Raw genomic sequence first — 20,808 nt, 5'->3', positions numbered from 1 at the left:
GTTCCCACCGTCACTGGCCGACGGCCTCCGCCCAGGTGGTCAGCCACTCCTGCTGGTGGTCGGCGATGTCCGCCGGGTCGACGACGATCGGATCTTCAGCGGTGGCACCGAAATCGGCCAGGTCGTCCGCGAGGGCGGCATCGGGGTCCACCGGGTACATGTACATGGCGTCGGGGATGGCCTCCTGCACCTGGCGCGACAGCATCCAGGCGACGAAGGCGGCGGCGCCGTCGGGGTTGGCGGCCCCGGCCAGTACGCCCGCATACTCGACCTGGCGGGTGGCGGTGCGCGACATTGCGGCGGTGGTGGGGATGCCGTCGTCGTTGAGGGTGGCGGCGGGCGAGGAGGAGTAGGAGACGACGATCGGGTAGGCGCCATCGCCGCCGCCGGCGGTGAAGTCGGTGTAGTAGGCGTCCGACCAGCCCTCGTCGATCTTGGTGCCGTTGGCGACCAGGTCCTTCCAGTACTGGGCGAAGCCGTCCTCGCCGAAGTGGCCGATGGTGGCCAGCAGGAAGGCCATGCCGGTGGAGGAGGTGGTGGGGTTGATGGCGACGAACATGTCCTTGTAGACCGGGTCGGTCAGGTCCTCGAAGACGGTGGGTATCTCCAGGCCGCGGTCGGAGAGCCAGAAGGTGTCGACGTTGACGCACACCTCCCCGAAGTCGATGGGCACGAGCGCCGGGGTGTCGTCGACGATGTAGGGGGCGAGGTAGTCCGCGGCGCCGTCGGGCAGGTTCAGGGCGGTGGTGGTGTCGATGACGCCCTCGGCGAGGATGCGGGAGGCCACGGTGTTGTTGATGCCGAAGACGGCGTCGCCGAGCGGGGCGTCCTTGGTGAGGATCAGCTTGTTGGCGACCTCGCCGCCGTCGCCGGAGCGGGCGATCTCCAGGGTGTAGCCGGTGTCGTCCTTGAAGGCGGTGATGAGCTCGTCGGGCAGGTCGAAGGAGTCGTAGGTGACGACGGTGACGGTGTCACCGCCCGCCGCCGTGCCTCCCGTACTCGGGCCGTTGTTCCCGGAGCCGCAGGCCGCGAGCGCCAGGCCGACGGCGGTGGCGGCGCCCCCGGTGAGCAGGGCGCGGCGGCTGGGGCGGATGGTGGTGAGCGACCGGGCGCTGCGCGTCGAGGCAGCGCCGTCAATCTGGTTGGTGTTCACGATGGTCCTCCTGGATGGGCTCTCCGGAGGGCCCGGGCGCAGCCGGTGCGCCCGGGGAGATTCTCGACTTCCTTCGCCGGTGCGAACCGGGGCAGGTTCGAGGGTCTGCGGCTGCCCGCACTCTCAGCGCCGTGGCCGCAGGCAGGCAAGCCCGCCGACGACGGGCGCTCCCCTGTCGTTGCGGGAACAGCCTACCGCGACGACGATGCTCGCCCGACATCCCGCACCGGCCCGGGCGGCACCAGGCGCGTCTGCCCGCGTGGCACTCATGCGGGCGGCGCAGCGGTGGCCACGTCCCGTTGCGCCGCCGACGGGCAACTGTGAAAACGCTGCCGACTGCCCGTGTAATGCACTGGTCCGGGTGCGTCCACGCACCGCCCGCCCGATGCATGTGACAGGATCAGGGCGGGGTCGGCGACCAGCGACAGCGCCGACGTCGCCGACAGGTGTCCAGTCATCAAGCAGATCTCAGGGAGTCACCACCATGAAGAACAGTCTCGGTTGGACGGTTGCCTCCGCCCTGTCACTCCTGGTCTCCGGCACTGTTGCCGAGAAGGCCGTGGCCGCCGGGTGGAAGGCCGTAACCGGCAAGCCGGCTCCGCGGGAGGAGGACCAGGTGCTCAGCTACCGCCTGGGTGAAGTGGTCGCATTCGCGGTGATCTCCGGCGCCGTCATGACACTGACCCGGCAGCTGACGCTGCGGCAGGCCGCCAAGATCCACGCCCGCCGCAGCGGGGACGTGCCCGGCGCGAACGGGGCGACCGCACTGGAGGCCTAAGGGCGGGTGGTGGTACCCATCGCCGCCCCTGCGGGTATGCGACTCCACCATCGACGCCGTCAGTGACTGCGGCGCAGCGGGGTGACGGTGGCGTCGCCCCGGTCGGTCGCCGTCGTCGACCCGGTGCCCTCTGATGGGCTGTCCCAGTCGGGGCTGAAGGGGGCCGGCAGCGGCGCGAACCAGTTGTCGAAGTGATCGGGCGCGTCGGCGGCCGGGACCAGGCCCATGGCGATCAGCGCGTGAGCGGGCTGGTCGGGGCCGGACAGGGCGTCCACCCAGCCCTCCCAACGGTCCTCGTCGATGTCGGCGCCGCGCGAGTCGGCGATGACGCCGCCGAGGTTGAAGATGTCGTGGAGCACGAGGGCGTCGGCCAGGTTGCGCACCAGCGGCTCACCGTCCGCAGGGCCGGCGTCGGTCAAACGCAGGGTCATGTCCCGGGCGGTGCCGCGCAACTGGAAGACGAACTCGTAGTCGTAGCGGGTCAGCCACAACTGCGGCAGGGTGGAGCCGATGTGGGTCTCGTCAAGCTGGCCCAGGTGGGCGCCGCGGGGAAGCGATGCCAGGCCCTCGAGGTCCTCGGCGACGGACATGTCGAACAGGAAGGTCCCCAGGGCGAAGCAGCGGGCGGCGTCCTCCCCGAGCATGCGGGCCAACCGCGGGGAGTAGACCTCGGAAAACACCGTAGGGATGTCATCCCAGTCGGGGATGGGGAGCTCGGCGGCGGCCTGGGCGGCCAGGTCCTCGGCCTCGAGGCCTTCGAAGGCGTCGTAGGCTTCGTCAGGGATGTCGTATCCAGGGATGCCGAAGGCGGTGCCGAGGTCGCCGGGGCCACCAGCCATGCCCATTGGCGTTGCGCCGCTTTGCAGGTAGGCGCGAAGGCCGTCCAGGGCGGCCACGTGGGCGGGCGGCTCCCATTCGAGGGCTTCCCACACGCCCGCCTGCTTGTCGCCGCGCACCTGGGTGCGACCGGCCTCGTAGTTGCGCCAGGTCTGCTCGGAAACGCCGGCGCGTGCTGCCATCACCGGCACGCTCAGCCCCAGTTCCTGTCGGCGCTCCCGCATCGCCTCGGCAATGTCGGGATCGTCGGGCTCGTGATGGTCGTCGTTCTCGCGGCGTGGGCTCATGGATGCGCTCCCTGGGTTCCGGTATTGGCTGAGTTGCTGAGTCTCATGACACCAGCGGTCCGCTATCGCGCCGACAAGCTGCCGAGCGGCGCGGTCACGGTGCTCCCAGACGACCATGCACCGCCAGTCTCACGCAGCGTATCGGGAACGGTCGAGCGAGGCCAGCGGCGGGCCCGTCAGCCGCGGCGGGCACCAAGCGCGTACCGACACCCGGCTACCCGGCGAGCACCGGGTGTGGAGTTCATTTCGGCCCCGTGAGCCGAAGTGGATCGGCGCGAGCACTCCTCACATGAATCCCCGTCAGCGCAAACTCGTTGCAGACAGCTACAACGGCGTGATCCGAGGTCACGTGGGATACCGGACCAGGCCGACCGTCAGCCTGGTCCCGAGAACGTCATCGTCGGCGTAGGTAACGTGGACAACGAGCCAGATTGACCTTCGCGCCCCTGCCTTCCGCCAGAGGCGCGAAGAAGAACTCATCGGGAACCTTGAGATCGGGGCGCGCCCCGAAGGAACGACGCTCTTCCGGAGCCACGACCCTCAGCGTGGCGACGGGCCTGCCACCCCGAGCCACCGCACGCACGCCGCCGCCTCCACCGGATACGCACCCCGCACCTGTCACAAAATGCACCACTTTCAGACCGCGCCACTGCCAGGAACATACCGAAACCGCGGAAATCCGCGGACGCAGCCGACACGGCCGACGGCCGCAGAACTGAAAGTGGTGCATCCAATGACACCCCCGACCCCACCAGCCACCTCACCCGAGCACCAACACCGCCCCAGCCACCTCACCCGCACCCCGACGCCCCTTCCCACCCGCATCCCAGCCGCCATGTTCATGGGAAGGCATCACCCTGACCAAAGCCGAAGTACGCGACATCGTCGAGCGGCGAGTCGGCACTCCACCGTCGCGTGCGTACCAGCGCCAAGAGATCGAGAACCTGGTGTCTTTGTTCAATGACATCATTCAAGGGTGCCTGCCCGACAACGCCCCGCCGCTGTCGGCCACGCGATTGAAGGCTCAACATGCTCGTCTGATGGTAGGTCAGCCGGCGAAGGAGGACGTTGTTCCCGGCGAGTTCCGTACGCACGATGTGCTGGTCGGACGCTATCGCGGCGCGCCACCGGAAGACTGCGAGTATCTAGTCGATCGTCTGTGCGAATGGCTGAACAACGAGCTCTCCCAGTTGGGTGACGACCCCGCCCTGCGGACGCCCATGGCCTTCATACTGGCCACGCTGGCCCACCTGCACCTGACTTGGATTCACCCCTTCGGCGACGGGAACGGACGCATGTCCCGCCTGCTGGAGTTTGAACTGCTCATACGTGCCGGAGTTCCCGTACCCGCCGCCCATCTCTTGTCCGATCACTACAACAAGACCCGCGACATGTATTACTCCATCTTGGAGCAGACCAGCGTACGCCCCGGTTACCCGGCAGAGGACTTCGTCCACTACGCAGCCCAGGGCCTTGTGGATGGTCTACGCGAGCAGATCGCGCAAGTGCAAGAGATGCAGTTATCCATCATGTGGCAGTCCTACGTCCACGATCGGTTCCATGGTCAGCACACCCAAGCGCGAACCAGGATGAGAGACCTCGTACTGGCCCTGCCCGCCGACCGTTGGACCCCAATCGGCGATGTGACGACCCTTGACCGAGGTCTCGCCGAGGCGTATCGGAACAAGACTTCGAAGACCGTTACGCGCGACGTCAACGGGCTGGTCAAGATGGGGCTGGTCGAGAAACAGCGTGGCCGCGGCGTGCGCCCCCGCGTCGAGGTCATGTCCGCATTCCTTCCTCCGCGACGTGACCCATCAGCGGGCCAATGAGATGATCCGCTCAGCAGCAGTGCTTCCGACGCGTCGTCAGCACCGCTTGTCATTTCGCCGCAGCCTCTCAAGGCGTTCAGCGCGCAAGCGCTTTGACGGGCGCTTGCGCGACGCGGCACGGCGCAGCCCTCTGAGCCGCGCCTTCACAGCACTCTCACCCATCCCCATGGGTACAAGTCTTTTCTCCTGCGCGCGCAGCCACACCAGCTCGTCGCTACGGCGCAACGCCCGACGCGCGCGAATCACGGTGACTGGATGTTTGGCCGCATCAACTCCACGCATGATCACCACCGACCAGGCAAGCACAAGCAGCACGAATACAGCCAGTGCAGCAGGAATAGTCACCGGACTAGACATCAGTATCCAATACACCATAAAACACATGACCGTCACCACTGCACAGAAACATCCCGCGAATCCAGAAACTATCACAAGAAAAACACCCTGAGCTCGCCCCCAGCTCCAGGCGTAGGCGACAAAATATACACAAAATGCGTCAAGCAAAGCCAACACAGAAAACAGCCCAAGAAACCGCGCTGGCGCGTACGGCAGGAATGTTCCCGCCAGCAGCGGACCAATAAGCAGCATCAACCCGAAAGCAATCCAGCGACCAACGTGCGCCGCCTTGCCGCGCACCTGCACCACGTCACGCGCTTCCACGTCTGACGCAACCTTGACTCGAATCAAGCGGTAAGCCCGCTCATACTCCCACCGTATTGCACGACGCCGACGTTCAACATCTTCTAGCACATACTCAACAACACGGCCATACAGCCAAATCGGAATAACAACCGATGCCGCCACAACAAACCATAGAGGCACAGCCGACTCTGACAGCACAAGTACAGGTCGACTTAGAACCGCCGTACGGCTTGGAGTCCACAGCAGGAGAACACCAAGAATTGGAACCCACAGACAGTACATCAGCGACCATAAGCATAACGCCCCTAGGGGTGACCCAAAGACGCGACGAGCAACCGTCTCATCAGAGTCACCACCCTGCCCAATTCGCGCACGAGCTCGAAATCCGAGCACCGCAACGCCGCCACACTCGACGGCAAACATCCCTGAAACCAAGGTCATCCCTGTAGACACCGACATGTCCAGCCCGTAAGGGCACTGATTGAGGCCTTCCACTCCGGGACTTGCAGTGGTAGCAAGACACCGCCTGCCGGCTTCCCGTATGTCCATTATTGTCGCGAGAAACACCTCTGGGGAATATTCGAGATGATTCTCGATCAGCACACACAGCATCCATATACAAGTAGCCAGCATGCCAGGCACGACGAGCATAGGGAGGTTGCTACCATGCTCCCAGAGTAGGCCTCGTTCGTAACGCTTGTCTCTTTTCTCCCTCGAGCCGACTCGACCGTTCTCGCCCTTCTTAAGACTTCGGTCCGGCCCGAGGTCGGGAGGGACGGCCACGGAGTCATCTTTCTCCGCCGCGAATGCAGCCTTGAATCGGCTCAGGAAGCGGTGCAGGCCGTTGGCCTGTTCGCTACCCACGACATTCTTGGCACGATTCGTTGGCTCGCTCTTCTGCGGGGCAGGTTCCTGCTCGGGCTCCTTCGTATCGTTCCCGTCATTCAGGGACGCCGTGCCCCGCGGCTGCGAACCATCACCACGCACGTCTTCGCGCTCACTCATGATCGCCTCGGTTCTCGCCGGCCGGTCAGGGTCTTGGGCGGGGCCGGCGGTTCCCGCCCACAGTCACAGTGCCACGGGGGTCCGACACGAACTACCGGCCTACGGGTTGAGGCAGGGACGAGGCTGGGCTAGACCGCCTGAGGCTGCCCGGCGCGCATTCGGCACTCACGCTCCGCCACCTCGCCCTTCCACCATCCTCGTGACCGACCGCCAACCAGTTACTCACGGGACCAAGCAGAGCAAGGCGCTCCGCCTCCCCACTCCCTTGGTTCTCGCTCTGGGACATGGTGCCCCGGTACGACCGCGGCGCCCGTCTGCCGGCCCGCTCAGCCGCTAGCCACCTGCTCGTTGACGTGCGGCTCCAGGGTGCGTGTCTGGTCCCCGATGGCGCAGGAGAGCAACGGCTCGTCCAGGCGCAGCCCGAGCTCGACGTTAGCCTCTTCCGCGCTACGCGACACATTCGCACTCGCGACGACCACGATCCGCGACTCTCGCGGGCAGTCCCAGATGAGGCACCGAACCACTTTCGTCGGCACCTGAGATGAGTCCCGTCGCGGGGTTGACCTTCAGAGGAGGGGGGTGGCACACTAATGTCGCCGCCGCATCAAGGTGCGGACAGGAAGTTAACGCCGGTGCGCCTGTGACGTCATAGGGCCCGGCGTTCGCGCCACCTCCTGGGATGAATCGTCTCGATTCGCACGTGCGGTTCGAGCAGCGCCCATGCCGTAGTTTTACCCATGCAGGCATCGCCGTAAGCTCCCAGAACCTGATCCGGCACCCACAGCATGGGTTGTTGGGTCCCATACTCGTGCCGAAGTTTGAAGTCAGCGCTAACCATCCCGCTCTTACGGGCAACAGCGAAAACCGCTCGGTCTTTGTCATCTTGCTTCTGCTGCCGACGCTCCAGGACTAGTTCGTCTACGCCGTAGCCTCCCGACAAAATGGTCATCAGCGTCATAAGCGCCTGTTGACGCGCCGACTCTTCACGCACACCCTCAGCAAGGGGACGCGCCGCGACAATCAAGTGGCCTCCGCCGTGGGAACTGATTATGCGGCACGCCTCCTCCTGAACTCGAGGAATGGAATCTCGCCAGTGCAGTTTCCTTCCCCCCACGAGAGCCATCAGCTCGGAGGCAAGATCAGGGGCGGCATCATCACGAATATAAGCACCCAAGAGATATGTTGGCTTCCGCACGCCTCTTCTGCGGATGCTCTCATCGCCGTACGCCACCTTCGCCATGGGCAAATTGTAGCTATGCCCTCAGACACTAACCGTGTCTGAGTCGCGATCACGAAGCCTGCGTTAACCGGCCACCCGTTCATAGACGTGCGGCTCCAGGGCGCGCATCTGGTCCTCGATGGCGCGTGCCAGCAGCGGCTCGTCCAGGCGCAGGCCGAGCTCGACGTTCCGCTCCTCCGCGGAGCGCGACATATTCGCGCTCGTGACCACCACGATCTGGTGATCCACCACCACGAACTTGGCGTGATTTCGCGGCCGCTTCCCGTCCTCACCGGCCCGCGTCACCAGCTCGTGGATAAGCCCGGTCAGGTGCCCCGTCACCCCAAAAGCTCCAGGCCCTCCGGGAACCGTCCACACCGGGGTGACGGAGGTCGGGTGCGCCAGCGCGCCCTCGATGGCGCGCAGCACCGCCACGGTCCGTTCCCGCTCCAACATGCCGAGCCCGGCCCGGCCCATCAGCTCCCGCACTCGACGTCGCCGCGACGCCTCCACAGCCCCGAGCGCCTGCGTCAGGGTCTCGCCCGCCTCCAGGCTCGCAGCGACGGCCCGCGCCTGGGCCCCGCTCAGGACCGACCCAAGCTCGACGACGGCGTCCCGCCGCCACCGGATCGGTCAAGTAGTTGCCGAGCGTGCGGGCGAAGGCCCACGGGCTGGACAAGAAGCGCTTCTTCAGCAGCAGGGTGGCAATATCCAGGCTGCGCCGCCCCTGCTGGCGTCCCGAGGCGCGCAGCAGCGAGTCCAGCTTGGCGTAGGCCTCCTCCTCATCGGCGGCGGCCGCATACTCCACGGAGTTGACCTTGCGGCGATTGAAGTCGCGGTCCGGCACGTCCGCCTTCAGGCGCCGCACCGTCACCTCATCCAGGGCACTGCGGTCGATCTCGGCGCCGCGGGCGAAGCGGCGCGGGTCGATCATCTCCAGCAGGGCGGTGAAGGACTCGGTGTAACCGTTGTGCGGAGTGGCGGACAGGAACAGGCGGTGCTCGCACTTCTCGGCCAGGCGGCGCAGCGCCCGAGTGCGCTGGGAGTCCACCGCGTAACCGCGGCCGCCGCCAACGGCCGAGGGCGCCGCCGGGGCCACGTGGTGGGCCTCATCCACCACCAGCACGTCGAAGGCGTAGTTGCGGGCGCTGCCCGGGCGGCCAGCGTCATCCAGTACCTCGCGCAGCAGCCGCTGGGCGCGCACGCCCGGCAGCCAGGCCATGGACACGATCACCCGCGGATACAGGCGCAGCGGGTTCGCGGCCAGGCCGTAGGTGCGGCGGTCGGCGGCAATCCGGGCGGAGTCGACGATCACGAACTCCAGGCCGAACTTCTCACGCATCTCATCGCGCCACTTCAGGGCCAGGCTCGGCGGGCACACAATGATGACCGAGCGGGCCCGGTGCCGCAGCAGCAGTTCCTCGATGGCCAGGCCGGCCTCAATGGTCTTGCCCAGGCCCACGTCGTCGGCGAGCAGGAGGTTGGTGCGCGCGGCCTCCAGGGCGCGGCGCAGAGGCTCGAGCTGGTAGGGCTCCAGGGTGGCGCCCGAGCGGAAGGGCGCCTGGTAGGCCTTGGCATCGGCGGAGGTGACCGCGCCCCAGCGCACGGCGTCGACGAAGGCGCCCAAAGTGTCCGGGTCGTCGAAGGAGTCGGCGGAGATCGTCTCCGGCAGGCCGCGGTCCGGACGAGTTGCCGACCTCCAGCTCCCAGATTACGGTCAGCTCCTCACCCATACGATCCTCGGCCAGCGATTGCAGTGAGACCAGGTGCTCCAGGCCGGTGCGTGAATCGTCGGCGGGGCTGTGGGGCAGGCCCTGCTCGCGCACGTCGGTGACGGCCCAGGTGGCGCCCCGCACCTGCACCCCCTGCCCGGGTTCGGGCAGGGCCGGTGCAGCGTCAGTGCTGGAATCCAGGCTGTAGCTTGCAGTCGCGCCCGTGGGCCGGGGTGAAGTGTGCGTAGTCATCGGTGCCTGTTCGTGCGGGAGCGCCCGTTGCCTGTGGCCGGGCGCGAGACGAGCACACTGTAGCCGTGGCTGCCACCACCTGCGCGCATACGAGCACCATCCAACGAAGCCGAGCCCGTTCCGAGATCCACTACGAGTGCATCAAAGCGGAACTCGCCTCACCCGCCAGGCCGTCACCTTGCCCCTTCGGCCTTGAGGCGCCTGCCTCTTGGGCTCAGTTCCGCCCTCCCAGCACACACGGAGGAGACTCTCGGCACTCTCAAGAGTTTTACGTAAATACAATAATTCATCGATGCGGTAACTACTTGCCGATCCGGAAAGTACTTGCTACTGTTGCGGCATGCACTCCAGACCGAACCTCACACCTGACCGCACCGCGAGCAGCGACCCGGACACCCCCAGCAGCACAGGCGGTGCCCACATCCCGTTGACACCGCCTTCTCGCCCATCTCACACCACCCGCCACCATCCTGCTGCACTGGCAGGCCTGGCCACTGTCATCCTCGCGCTGCTGGCCATCCTTGCCGCAGGCGTCGTCCGCGGCTCTGAGGACATGGTCAGCACCGGCGTCATAGGACTCCTCGCCACGATCTCCTGTGCGACGGCCCCCTGGGTCACCGCCCGAGCAGCAACACCCGCCTCCACCACGAAGGAGCACTCCCGTGCCTGACAATGACCTCCGGTCCACCGACCCTCAGCAGACGGGCCTGGAGTCCTCGGACTCTCGCCCCTCAGAATTCCTGAGCGTGAACCCCCAGCAGGCGCGCGACCTACTGCGCCAGGCCGATCACCTGGGCGCCGCTGCAGTCTCAGGAGCCGGAACCCCCTACGCGTTCTTCCTCGTCGGCCTCGGCTCGCTCTGCTCCATGCTGACCGTCGCCATCTACCTGATCAGCCTCACCGACGAGCGGCTGTTCCTGCTCCCCCTGACCGTCTTCCTGATCTGGCTGGCCATCCTCATCGCCGCCATGATCATGACCGCGCGCGCCACCAGCCTAGGTTTCACCCGCCGGTGGGCCGTCTCCACACGCTCCTGGGTCGCCGTCTGGGCAGTGACACTCTTCGGCAGCACCGTCATTTGGAAGGGCGAGCTGTGGTTCACCATACTCGCGGTCCTGGCACAAATCGCCGTGACCGTGTGGGGTGCAGTGCGGGAGGTCCGATGACCGGCTCGGCCACAGACTCCACAGCCCCCGCCGCCGGGGATACCCCCCGGCACCCACGTCACCAGCTTGTCGACGCGCTCATGCACCCCGTGCGCTTCTCCCTGGTAGCCGCCCTGGCCAATGTGGAGCAGGTCGACTTCCCCACGCTGCGCGACACCCTCCAACTCAGCGACTCGGTACTCAGCCGTCAGGCCTCCCAGCTGGAGGAACTGGGAATCGTCGCCATCCGTAAGGGGTACGTGGGCAAGCGGCCCCGCACCTGGATGTCCCTGACCCAGGAGGGCCGCACACGCTGGCAGGCCCACCTCACGGCGCTCCAGGCGATCGCCGGGCCATAACCCGTGCCCCGCCACCCATGCCCGGCCCCGGCCGCTTGCCCCGGCACCGCATCGGACTGCTAGCTGTACTTCCTCGGCTAGGTCATGTTGTGTAAGTCGTTCGTGCTGGTGGGGCGGTGCTGGCGGTGTGGGTGGGTCTTGCGCCGCCCACCCCCCCGGTGGACCGCCCACCCCCCGTTGGACCGCTGTAACCGGCGGCTACGGCGGTCCAACCGGGGAACAGCGGTCCAACTGGAAGACTCAACAGCACAGCCACACACCGCCACCCAACCGCGCACCGCCGCCTCCACCCGATACACACCCCGCACCTGTCACAAAATGCACCACTTTCAGACCGCACCACCGCCAGGATCACGCTAAAACTGCGGAAATCCACGGACGCAGCTCACGCAGGCAGCGGTCACAGAGCTGAAAGTGGTGCATCCAATGACACCCCCGACCCCACCAGCCACCGACAACCACACCCAGCCACCGACAATCCGACGCCCCACCCCAACACTCAACACCCCCGCCCCAGCCACCTCCCCCACACCCCGACATCCCTTCCCACCCGCATCCCAGCCGGCCCTTCGTGACGCCTGCGCACCCGCACCCGTCCGCTTGCGTAGGCTGACGCCATGAATTGGCTGATGGGCATCCGCGTCGTGTGCACCGTCATCGTCGCAGTCACGACGGTGGTCGGCGTCTTCGTGTTCGGCCGCGCCTGTTGCACCATCGCCAACCGCATGGGCGTGGGCCGCCCCGTCCCCCGCGAGCGCCTGCGCCCCATCGGCCGCCGCCTGGTGCGCATGCTCGGTGAGGTCGTCGGCCACACCGCCTTCAAGGGCCGCCCCTGGATCCGGGCCGCGCACTGGCTGGTGATGGTCAGCTTCCCCCTGCTGTTCCTGACCCTGGTCACCGGCTACGGCCAGGTACTGGCCGGCCCGCACTGGGAGTTGCCGTGGCTGGGCCACCAGGCCTGGTGGGCGTGGGTGGTTGAGCTCATCGCCTGGCTGAGCCTGGCGGGCATCGTCCACCTGATCACGGTGCGCCGCCGCCTGACCCGCCGCCGGGCCGCCGCGCCCCCCTTCAACACCGACTCCGCCGGCGGCACCCGCACCCGCACCTCCCGCTTCGCCGGCTCCAGCCGGGGGCAGGCGCACTTCGTGGAGGCGATCGTGGCCGGCGTGGTGGTCTGCGTACTATCCCTGCGGATGCTGGAGCACGCCCAGCTTGTGCTCTCCCCCGACCCGGCCGACGCCGCCCTCGCCCACTGGACGCACTTCCCACTGACCGCCTGGACCGGCCCACTGCTGGCACCACTGAGCGCAGACGCCCTGGCGGCCGCGATCACGGTGGTGGCAACCGTCAAGATCGTCATCTCCATGTGGTGGTTCGTGGTGGTCGGCCTGCAGCCGTCCATGGGCGTGGCCTGGCACCGCTTCCTGGCCTTCGTGAACCTCTACGCACGCCGCAACACCGACGGCACCAAGGCGCTCGGCCCCGCCCAACCGCTGCTGCTACCCGACGGCCGGCCGCTGACCGCCGACACCCTGGACGACCTCGACGCCGCCATGGAGGCTGCCGAGGAGGCGGGCACCGAGGTCAAGCTCGGCGTGGAGCGCATTGAGGACTTCACCTGGAAGGGCCTGCTGGACTTCTCCACCTGCACCGAGTGCGGCCGCTGCCAGGACCTGTGCCCGGCGTGGAACACCGGCAAGCCCCTGTCCCCGAAGCTGTTCACCCTGGCCCTGCGCGACCACCACGCCGCCGTCGCCCCTTACCTGCGGGCGGCGAGCGCACTCGGCGTCGAGCCCGACGAGGTCACCGAGGAGATGCTCGCCGAGCGCCGCAGTGCCCGCGGCCCGCTCGGGCGGCTGGCGGGCATGACCGACGGCCTGGAGGACGACGACGATCTGGGCCTGGCTCCGGGCAGCGCCCACACCGGCGACGTGCTGGGCGCCCTGCTGGCCGCCAAGGCCGCCCCGAGCGACACGGGTGTGGCCACGCGTCCGGCGCCGCTGGCCGGCGAGGTGATCCCCGCGGACGTGCTGTGGTCGTGCACCACCTGCGGGGCGTGCGTGGATCAGTGCCCGGTGGACATCGAGCACCTGGATCACGTGATCGACGTGCGCCGTCAACAGGTGCTCATGGCCTCGGCCTTCCCCAAGGAGTTGGGGCAGATGTTCCGCAAGCTGGAGTCCAAGGGCAACCCCTGGGGCCTGGCGGCGAGCAAGCGCATGGACTGGACCAAGGGCCTGGACTTCGACGTGCCGGTCGTCGGCGTGGACGTGGAGGACGCCTCCGAGGTCGACTACCTGTTCTGGGTGGGCTGCGCGGGCGCCTACGAGGACCGGGCGAAGAAAACGACGCGTGCGGTCGCCGAGCTGCTGCACACCGCCGGAGTGTCCTTCGCCGTCCTGGGCGACGCCGAGGCCTGCACCGGCGACCCGGCCCGCCGCGCCGGCAATGAGATCCTGTTCCAGACGCTGGGGGCGCAGAACGTCGAGACGCTCAACGAGGCCGGCGCGCAGAAGATCGTGGTCACCTGCGCCCACTGCTTCAACACGCTGGCCCGCGAGTACCCGCAGGTGGGCGGGCACTACGAGGTACTGCACTACACGCAGCTGCTGGGCCGCCTGGTGCGCGAGGGCCGGTTGCGTCCCGCCCCGCCGCAGGCCGCCCGTCCCGACGACGCTGCGGCGCCCGCTCCGGAGTCGTCCGCGACGACGCCGTCATCCACGTCGCCCGCAGCCCCGACCGTCACCTACCACGACGCCTGCTACCTGGGCCGTCACAACCGCATCTATTCCCCGCCGCGCGAGTTGCTGGAGGCGACCGGCGCCACCACCGTGGAGATGCCGCGCAGCCACGAGCGTGGATTCTGCTGCGGCGGCGGTGGGGCGCGGGCCTTCATGGAGGAGTCGATCGGCACCCGCATCGCGGTGGAGCGCTCGCGCGAGGCGATCGGCACCGGCGCGCAGGTGATTGCGACGGCCTGCCCGTTCTGCACCACCATGCTCTCCGACGGCGTCGCCTCCGAGGGCGCCGACGTGCGCGTCACGGACGTGGCCACCCTGATGCTGGAGTCCGTCCGCCGCGGCCAGCAGCCGACGCCGGCCTGAGCGCCTAGAAGTCGGTCGCGACGCTTACCCCGGTCAAGGCGGCACGAATGGCGCCCGGGCGCACGTCTCCCTGCCGCAGGATCGTCGCCCGGCCGTCCTGAACCTTGACGATCGTCGACGATGCCGTGGTGCCCTGATGCCCGCCCTCGAGGATCAGGTCCACCGCGTCGCCGATCTGCTCGCTCGCGAGTTTCAGGTCCACCAGGATGCCGTCGGCCCTCCCGGACAGGTTCGCCGAGGTCATCGCCACCGGTCGACCGATGAAATCCAATAGTCGTTGCAGGGTCGGGTTGGACAACACCCCGAGCGCAACCGTGCTGCCTCCGCGCACCAGGAAGTCGGGCACCGCGTCGCTGCGCGGCAGGACCAGGTTGAAAGGGCCGGGCCAGAACGCCGCCGCCAGTGCCTGAACCGTGGCCCTGTCCGCCGCGGGTACCCGCGTGTAGCGTTCCCAGTCCCAGGAGTGCCGCAGGAACAGGGTCAGTGGGGAGGTCGCCGGGCGGCGCTTGATGGCGAAGGCCCGCTCGATGGCCGCCTCGTTCCAGGCGTCAAGTGTCAGCGCCAGATTCGTGTCCGAGGGTGCCACGATAACGCCCCCGGCCAACACCACCCGGGCCGCGCGTCGAAGGTTCTCCTCCGTAGCGGCAACCACCTTCGGATGGTGGAGGGCGTCGGCACTCGTCTCAGTCATCGGTCGCCGCCTCCAAACGAGGATCAGGGAGTCGCATCGAGTCATTCTCCCCCGCCCGGGACGGGCGAGTCGAACAGGGTCCCGGTCAACGGGTGCGGGTCGGGCACGGCTCAGCTCCGGTAGGGGTCGATGTGCAGACGCATGCCGCGCGGGTCGCGCACCAGTCCGGCCGTCTCCAGCAGGTCGCCGACCACCGGGTCCACTGCGGAGACGCCGTTGAGGGCCTCCATCACGCGCTTGCCGGTGCGCGGGGTCTCCCGCAGCGCGGCGCGGGTCTCGGCGGCGACGACGGCGGCCAGCGCCCGTTCCAGTTCCTCCCGGATCGTGGTGTAGCAGGTGAGGGCGCGCAGCCGCTCGGCGGCATGCAGCACCGGCCGCCCGCCTATCAGAACGACGCGCGCGCCCTGCCGCGCCGCCGGGCGCGGCAACTCCTCATCTGCGACATCCGCGGCCCGCGCGGCCAAGTCGGGCGGCAGCGCCGGCTCGGGCCAGGGGACGACGCCGCCCATGAGGCAGGCGGGGTCCTTCAGATCCAGCACCGCCACCGATTCGGGGCGGGAGGCGGAAGACTGCTCCGGCGCCCGCCCGGCCGCAGGCTCGTCCGACGGCGTGAACTGTGCGGCGGTTGGCGTGCCCGCGGCCGCGCCGTCGAGTCCGCCGTCACGCCCCGCCAGGGCACGCAACCGGTCGACGGTCTCCCGGCCGGCGAACTGACTCGGCCCGAGCCCGGTGACGAAGGCGCCGCGCAGCACGACGCCGGTGTCCTCCATGCGTCGCAGCACCGGCAGCAGCGGGGTGATGCCGCCCGGGATACCGGCGGCGAGCGCCACGTCTCGGCTGACGATGCCGTAGCGGTCGAGCAGGGATTCGACGTCGGCCACGGCCTGCTCCTCGGCCGTGACCTGCGGCGGGGCGAGCCGACGCCAGGAGGCGGTCGCGAGCGCGGCGGCGAGCGCCGGGTTGTGGGCCGCCGTCGGGCTGCCGCCGGCGGCGGAGAGCCCACCGGCTGTCGAGGCCGATGAGGGTCGTAGAGCGTCCGGGGGCGGCAGCGGCCCCGACGTGGACGGCGTCGACTGCGCCGCCCCGGCAGATCCGGCCGGGCGGGTGCGTTCGGTGAGATAACCCGTGCGGTAGCCGCCGTAGCGGCGGGTGCGGCGACTGCGCACACGCCGCGGCGGCGCGGCCGGTGGCCGCGGCTGGAGGAGTGCCCTCACCGGTGCGAAGGAGTCGGCGGTCAGCTGCCCGGAGCCCACCAGCGCCCACTGTTCCTCCGCGTCGTACTCGCCTGTGCCGATGGGCGCTCCGGCGACGGGTACCAGCGGGGAGTCGGATGGGAAGAAGGCGATCTCGCCCGGCGTGACCCCGTCCTGCGTCCGGCACACCCAGATCACGTCTCCGGAGCCGATGAGGTCGTCGAGCATGGCGGGGCGGTAGTCGGCCACGCGCGCCGGGAAAACCACGGATTCCCAGAGCCCGGCGGGCAGCCATACGCCCTCCAGGGCGGCAATCGCCTCCGCGAGCGCCTCTACGCCGAGCCCGGGCGCGACGCCGAATGCGCCACTGCCGCCGGTGGTACCGGGCGCTCCGGGCGAACCCTGCGCTCCCGGCGAACCCGCCGCCGCTGACGCGGCACCCGCCTCCTCCGCACGCGCAGTGATACCGGCGCGCTCCAGCACGAGCCGCTGCAGGGCCGCGGGCGGCACCGGCTCGACGGCGGCCCGCGCCTTCGCCAGGGAGCGGTTGCGCACCCGGGTGAACACCTCGGGTGCCATCCAACGGACCTGCGCGCCGCCGCTCAGACGCATGAGCGCGCCCTCATCGGCCAGCGCCTTCAACGCGTCCGCGGCCACGGAAACGCCCAGGCCGAAGGCCCCGGCCACCGCCTCGGCGGTCACCTCAGCATGGGTGCGGGCGTGGCGCAGCACCAGGTCGGCCAGCGCCCCACGGGGTGCCGAAGCCTCCGCAGCGACCGCGGGAGCACCCAAAATCCCCGCGACGCCGACGGCGGGCGGTTCAACACCCGATTCCGCCTGCCCGGCAGCCGGCTCAACCGGTGCGGTCGACGTTGTCACAGCGGGCCGCACCGCCCAGTCGGGCACCTGGACCCCGAGGGCGTCGCGCAGGGCGGCCGCGTCCTCCGTGCGCGCCCAGCAGTCGCGTCCGCCCACGCGCACGGGGAAGGCGCGCCGCGCCCGTTCCAGCGCCGTGAGCCCCACGCGCACTCCCTTAGGGGCCCCGCCCCCAACATCAGCGGCGGTCTCGTCCCCTCCCGCGGCGCCACCAGCGGCATCGACGCCGCCGGCGTCCGCATCCTCGCCCGCGGCAGCAGTCTCAGCCTGCCCGCGCACCGCCGATTCGCCGTCGTCGCCCCGGCAGCGGGCGACCAACTCCCCCGCCGACAGCGGCCCGAGCTCGCGCAGCAGGTCGGCCAGTCCCTCGGCGTCGGCGCGCACCCGCCGCCCGGGCTCCAGCCGCTGCAGTTCGGACTCGACCTGCGCCATGACGTCCGCGTCCAGCAGGTCGGCGATGCCGCCGTCGCCCACGAGCTCGGCCACGGCGTCGGGATCCAGGGACAGCAGCTGGGCGCGGCGCTCGGCGTGCGGGAGGTCGTACTGGTACAGGAAGGTGCCGGTGTAGCCGAACAGCAGCGGCCCGGCGAAGGGCGAGGGCACCTGCGTTACCGCCTCGACCACACGCGCGTCCCCGGCGGCGAGCCGCTCCATGAGGGCGCGCAGGGCGGGCAGGTCCCACACGTCCTGCAGACACTCGCGGGCCGCTTCCACCAGCACAGGGAAGCGCGCGAACTGCCGGGAGGCCTCCTGGAGTTGACCGGCCTTCAGCCGCTGCAGCCACAGCGGGGTGCGGCGGCCGGGGCGCGCGGAGGGAATGAGCAGGGCGCGGGCGGCGCACTCGCGGAAGCGGGCGGCGAACACGGCGGTCTGGTCCACCCGGGTGCGCACCAGCTGCTCGATCTGCGCCGGATCGAAGATGAACAGCTCCGCGCCCGGCGGCTGCTCGGTGGGCGGGGTCTGCAGCAATATGCCGTCGGCGGCGGTGACGATCTGCGGGTCGATCCCCAGCATGCGGCGGGTCCGCTCCTTGATCGCCATGGCCCAGGGCTCGTGCACGCGGCGGCCGAGTGGGCTGTGCAGGATCAGTCGCCAGTTGTCGGCCTCGTCCCGGCACCGCTCCAGCACCAGGTCGGTATCGGAGGGGACGACGCCGGTCGCCGCCCGCTGCTCGCGCAGCAGCGCCACCAGGTTGGCCTGCGCGCCGGCGTCCATGCCGGCGCGGCGCAGGCGGTCGGTCAGTTCCGGCTGGGGCGGGTCCCCGAAGCCGCCGTCGCCCAGGGCCGCGGCCGCCTGGCGCAGGAAGGCGCCCTTCGCGGCACCGGTGGCGGCCGGGCGGCCAGCGCCCTCGCCGCGCCAGAAGGGCAGCCGGGCGCTGCGGCCGGGGGCGGGGTCGACGACGACGCGGTCCGCCCCGATCTCGCGGATGCGCCAGGAGGCGGTACCCAGGGTGATCACGTCCCCGACGCTGGACTCGTTGACCATCTCCTCATCCAGCTCCCCCACGCGGCGGCGGCCGGTGGCGGCGTCGCCCTCGGGCAGCATCACCGGGAACATGCCGCGGTCGGGGATGGTGCCGGAGGCGGCGACGGCCAGGCGCTGGGCATTGGGGCGGGCGGTGAGTGCGCCGGTGGACCGGTCCCAGATGATCCGTGGGGAGAAGTCGCTCAAGTCGGCGGAGGCGTAGCCGCCGGCGAGCAGTTCCAGCACGGAGTCGAAGGCGGTGCGCGGCAGGTCCCGGTACGGGGCGGCGCGGGTGATGGTGGCGTACCAGTCGTCGGCGGTGCGGTCCTCGACGGCGACGGCGGCCACCGTCTGCTGGGCGAGCACGTCCAGCGCGTTGGACACCAGCGCGGTGTGTTCAATGCTGCCGTTGCGCATGCCCTCGGCCACGACGGCCGCGTCCACGAGCTGGGTGCGTTCGATCGGGTAGATGACCCCGCGGGGCCGCCCGCCGACGCGGTGCTCGGCCCGGCCGACGCGCTGCAATCCGGCGGCGACCGACGGTGGGGGCGCCACCTGGAGGACCAGGTCGATGGAGCCCATGTCGATGCCGAGTTCCAGGGAGGCGGTGGCCACCACGCAGCGCAGTTCGCCGGACTTGAGCTCCTCCTCGACCAGGCGGCGCTGCTCCTTGGATACCGAGCCGTGGTGGGCCTTGGCGATCACCGGGGCGTCGGCCGGCAGGGGCTGGGTGTGCTGGGAGGCGCCCATCTCCCAGGACTCGTGGTGGCGGACGGGCTCGGGGATGCTGGGTGGCGGGTCGACCGGGTCCTCGGCGGTGGCCCGGTATGCGGTGGCGGTGCCTTCCGCAGCAGCGTCCTCCATGGCGGCCGGGTCTTCGGCGGCCTGCGGGCCCGCCGCGGCGGCCCGGTCTCCGGCCCGAGCGGCCGCCGGGGCGGACGCGGCGCCTCGTTCGGCCAGATGGGCGGCGTAGGCCTCGTTCAGGTGCGCGGTCAGGCGCTCGCACACGCCCCGGGAGTTGACGAAGATCAGCGTGGTGCGGTGGGTGAGGACCTGCTGCAGCAGGGCGTGCTCGATATGCGGCCAGATGGAGGCCGTCATGCGGGCCGGCGCGCCCGCGCCGGCGGATCCTCCGGTGCCGGCGATCTCGCCGGCCATGGCGGCACGCAGGGCCCGATCGCTGCGCCAGGCCTGCCGACTGCCTCTGCCGCCAGCGGCACCGGTCGGGCCGTCCGGGCGAGTGCCGCCTGCCCGCACCCCTCCGCCTGGGCCACGGCCGATTCCCGTCCCACCGCCAGGGCCCCCACGGCCGGGCGCACCCCGCAGGGCGCGCTCGTGGCGGTCGAGCGTGGCCGGGACGCGGGCCATGTCCGTCACGGGCACGGCGACGGTCACATCGGGAGTGGCGTGGGCGTCGTCGTCGGCGATGATGCCGACCGGGTGGGGGCCGCCCAGGAAGCGGGCGATCTCCTCGGGTGGGCGGACCGTCGCGGACAGGCCGATGCGTTGAGCGGGGCGGGGCAACAGGTCGTCCAGCCGCTCCAGCGACAGAGCCAGGTGGGTGCCGCGCTTCTGGCCGACGAAGGAGTGGATCTCGTCGACGATCACGGTGTCCACGGTGCGCAGCGTCTCGCGCACCGCGCTGGTGAGCATCAGGTACAGCGACTCCGGGGTGGTGATGAGGATGTCCGGCGGGCTGGTGCGCAGGCGGCGCCGCTCGGCCGGGGTGGTGTCTCCCGTGCGCATGCCGACGGCGATCGGTGCCGCGGGCACGCCCAGTTCCGCGGCGGCCGCGGTGATGCCGGCCAGGGGACGGCGCAGGTTGCGTTCCACATCGGCGCCGAGGGCCTTGAGCGGGGAGATGTACAGGACCCGCACCCCGCGCCCGCGCGACTGCCGAGTGCGGCGGCGATCGGCCGGGATGGCACCGGCTGAGGCGGCACCAGCCGGGGTGGGTTCATCACCCCGGGCCATCTGCGCCACGGGGCGGGCGAGGCGGTCGATGGCGGACAGGAAGGCCGCCAGGGTCTTGCCCGAGCCGGTGGGGGCGATGACCAGGGCGTTCTCGCCGCGGCCGATCGCCTCCCAGGCGCGCCGCTGCACCGGCGTCGGCCCGGTGGGGAAGGCGGCGTCGAACCAGGCGCGCGTGGCGGCAGCGAAGGCAGCGGGCAGTGTGGGCGGCATCGGGGCCAGGATAGGCGCGGCCGCCGACATTAATCGGTCCCATTCTGGCCCACACCCCGCAGCCGTCTCGGACGG

The 20,808-nt window shown here is 69.7% G+C and carries 15 protein-coding genes; 6 read left to right on the top strand and 9 right to left on the bottom strand.

The window, feature by feature from the left end:
• Positions 1 to 10: 10 nt before the first annotated feature.
• Entirely contained in the window at positions 11 to 1,153 is a 1,143-nt protein-coding gene (locus tag C3B71_RS01500) for a thiamine ABC transporter substrate-binding protein (protein WP_309300316.1), read from the bottom strand.
• Between the two features lie 484 nt (positions 1,154 to 1,637).
• Here C3B71_RS01500 and C3B71_RS01495 point away from each other — a divergent pair, with 484 nt between their 5' ends.
• Positions 1,638 to 1,931, top strand: a complete 294-nt coding sequence (locus C3B71_RS01495) for a DUF4235 domain-containing protein (protein ID WP_108965636.1) — start codon at positions 1,638 to 1,640, stop codon at positions 1,929 to 1,931.
• Positions 1,932 to 1,990: 59 nt separating this feature from the next.
• On the opposite strand, the gene C3B71_RS01490 is transcribed toward C3B71_RS01495, so the two are convergent.
• Positions 1,991 to 3,055 (bottom strand): helix-turn-helix domain-containing protein, encoded by a 1,065-nt coding sequence (locus C3B71_RS01490; protein WP_159097608.1) that lies wholly within the window; start codon positions 3,053 to 3,055, stop codon positions 1,991 to 1,993.
• 953 nt (positions 3,056 to 4,008) lie between these two features.
• Between C3B71_RS01490 and C3B71_RS01485 the strand changes: the two genes are divergently transcribed.
• On the top strand, positions 4,009 to 4,887 hold the full coding sequence (locus C3B71_RS01485; RefSeq protein WP_146752416.1) for a Fic family protein: 879 nt from the start codon (positions 4,009 to 4,011) through the stop codon (positions 4,885 to 4,887).
• A 36-nt stretch (positions 4,888 to 4,923) separates the two neighbouring features.
• Here C3B71_RS01485 and C3B71_RS15745 read toward each other — a convergent pair whose 3' ends face one another.
• The 5 genes from C3B71_RS15745 to C3B71_RS16760 form a co-directional block, all read right to left on the bottom strand.
• A complete protein-coding gene (locus C3B71_RS15745; RefSeq protein ID WP_146752415.1) occupies positions 4,924 to 6,534 on the bottom strand; it encodes a hypothetical protein in 1,611 nt (536 codons plus the stop codon).
• A 326-nt stretch (positions 6,535 to 6,860) separates the two neighbouring features.
• Positions 6,861 to 7,013, bottom strand: a complete 153-nt coding sequence (locus C3B71_RS01480) for a hypothetical protein (RefSeq protein ID WP_159097607.1) — start codon at positions 7,011 to 7,013, stop codon at positions 6,861 to 6,863.
• A gap of 167 nt (positions 7,014 to 7,180) precedes the next feature.
• Complete coding sequence (locus C3B71_RS15740; RefSeq protein ID WP_146752414.1) at positions 7,181 to 7,774, bottom strand: hypothetical protein; 594 nt, start codon at positions 7,772 to 7,774, stop codon at positions 7,181 to 7,183.
• A gap of 63 nt (positions 7,775 to 7,837) precedes the next feature.
• Positions 7,838 to 8,059, bottom strand: a complete 222-nt coding sequence (locus C3B71_RS16765) for a phospholipase D-like domain-containing protein (RefSeq protein WP_325048215.1) — start codon at positions 8,057 to 8,059, stop codon at positions 7,838 to 7,840.
• Positions 8,043 to 9,380 (bottom strand): SNF2-related protein, encoded by a 1,338-nt coding sequence (locus tag C3B71_RS16760; protein ID WP_325048214.1) that lies wholly within the window; start codon positions 9,378 to 9,380, stop codon positions 8,043 to 8,045. Before C3B71_RS16760 ends, C3B71_RS16765 begins: the two co-directional genes overlap by 17 nt.
• A 677-nt stretch (positions 9,381 to 10,057) precedes the next feature.
• Between C3B71_RS16760 and C3B71_RS15735 the strand changes: the two genes are divergently transcribed.
• From C3B71_RS15735 to C3B71_RS01450, 4 genes are all read left to right on the top strand, one after another.
• Complete coding sequence (locus tag C3B71_RS15735) at positions 10,058 to 10,387, top strand: hypothetical protein (protein ID WP_146750819.1); 330 nt, start codon at positions 10,058 to 10,060, stop codon at positions 10,385 to 10,387.
• A complete protein-coding gene (locus C3B71_RS01460; RefSeq protein ID WP_108965622.1) occupies positions 10,380 to 10,883 on the top strand; it encodes a hypothetical protein in 504 nt (167 codons plus the stop codon). Before C3B71_RS15735 ends, C3B71_RS01460 begins: the two co-directional genes overlap by 8 nt.
• Positions 10,880 to 11,221 (top strand): winged helix-turn-helix domain-containing protein, encoded by a 342-nt coding sequence (locus C3B71_RS01455; RefSeq protein WP_108965620.1) that lies wholly within the window; start codon positions 10,880 to 10,882, stop codon positions 11,219 to 11,221. The genes C3B71_RS01460 and C3B71_RS01455 overlap by 4 nt, the downstream gene beginning before the upstream one ends.
• A gap of 617 nt (positions 11,222 to 11,838) precedes the next feature.
• On the top strand, positions 11,839 to 14,325 hold the full coding sequence (locus C3B71_RS01450) for a (Fe-S)-binding protein (RefSeq protein WP_108965617.1): 2,487 nt from the start codon (positions 11,839 to 11,841) through the stop codon (positions 14,323 to 14,325).
• A 4-nt stretch (positions 14,326 to 14,329) separates the two neighbouring features.
• Here C3B71_RS01450 and C3B71_RS01445 read toward each other — a convergent pair whose 3' ends face one another.
• Both C3B71_RS01445 and C3B71_RS01440 read right to left on the bottom strand, forming a co-directional pair.
• A complete protein-coding gene (locus C3B71_RS01445) occupies positions 14,330 to 15,016 on the bottom strand; it encodes an L-threonylcarbamoyladenylate synthase (RefSeq protein WP_108965615.1) in 687 nt (228 codons plus the stop codon).
• Between the two features lie 110 nt (positions 15,017 to 15,126).
• Positions 15,127 to 20,733, bottom strand: coding sequence for a DEAD/DEAH box helicase (locus tag C3B71_RS01440; protein ID WP_181574878.1), 5,607 nt, complete (start codon positions 20,731 to 20,733; stop codon positions 15,127 to 15,129).
• Positions 20,734 to 20,808 lie beyond the last annotated feature (75 nt).

The organism is Actinomyces sp. Z16, assembly GCF_003111765.1.
GTDB lineage: Bacteria > Actinomycetota > Actinomycetes > Actinomycetales > Actinomycetaceae > Actinomyces > Actinomyces glycerinitolerans.
This window is presented reverse-complemented; position numbering and strand designations above follow the sequence as displayed.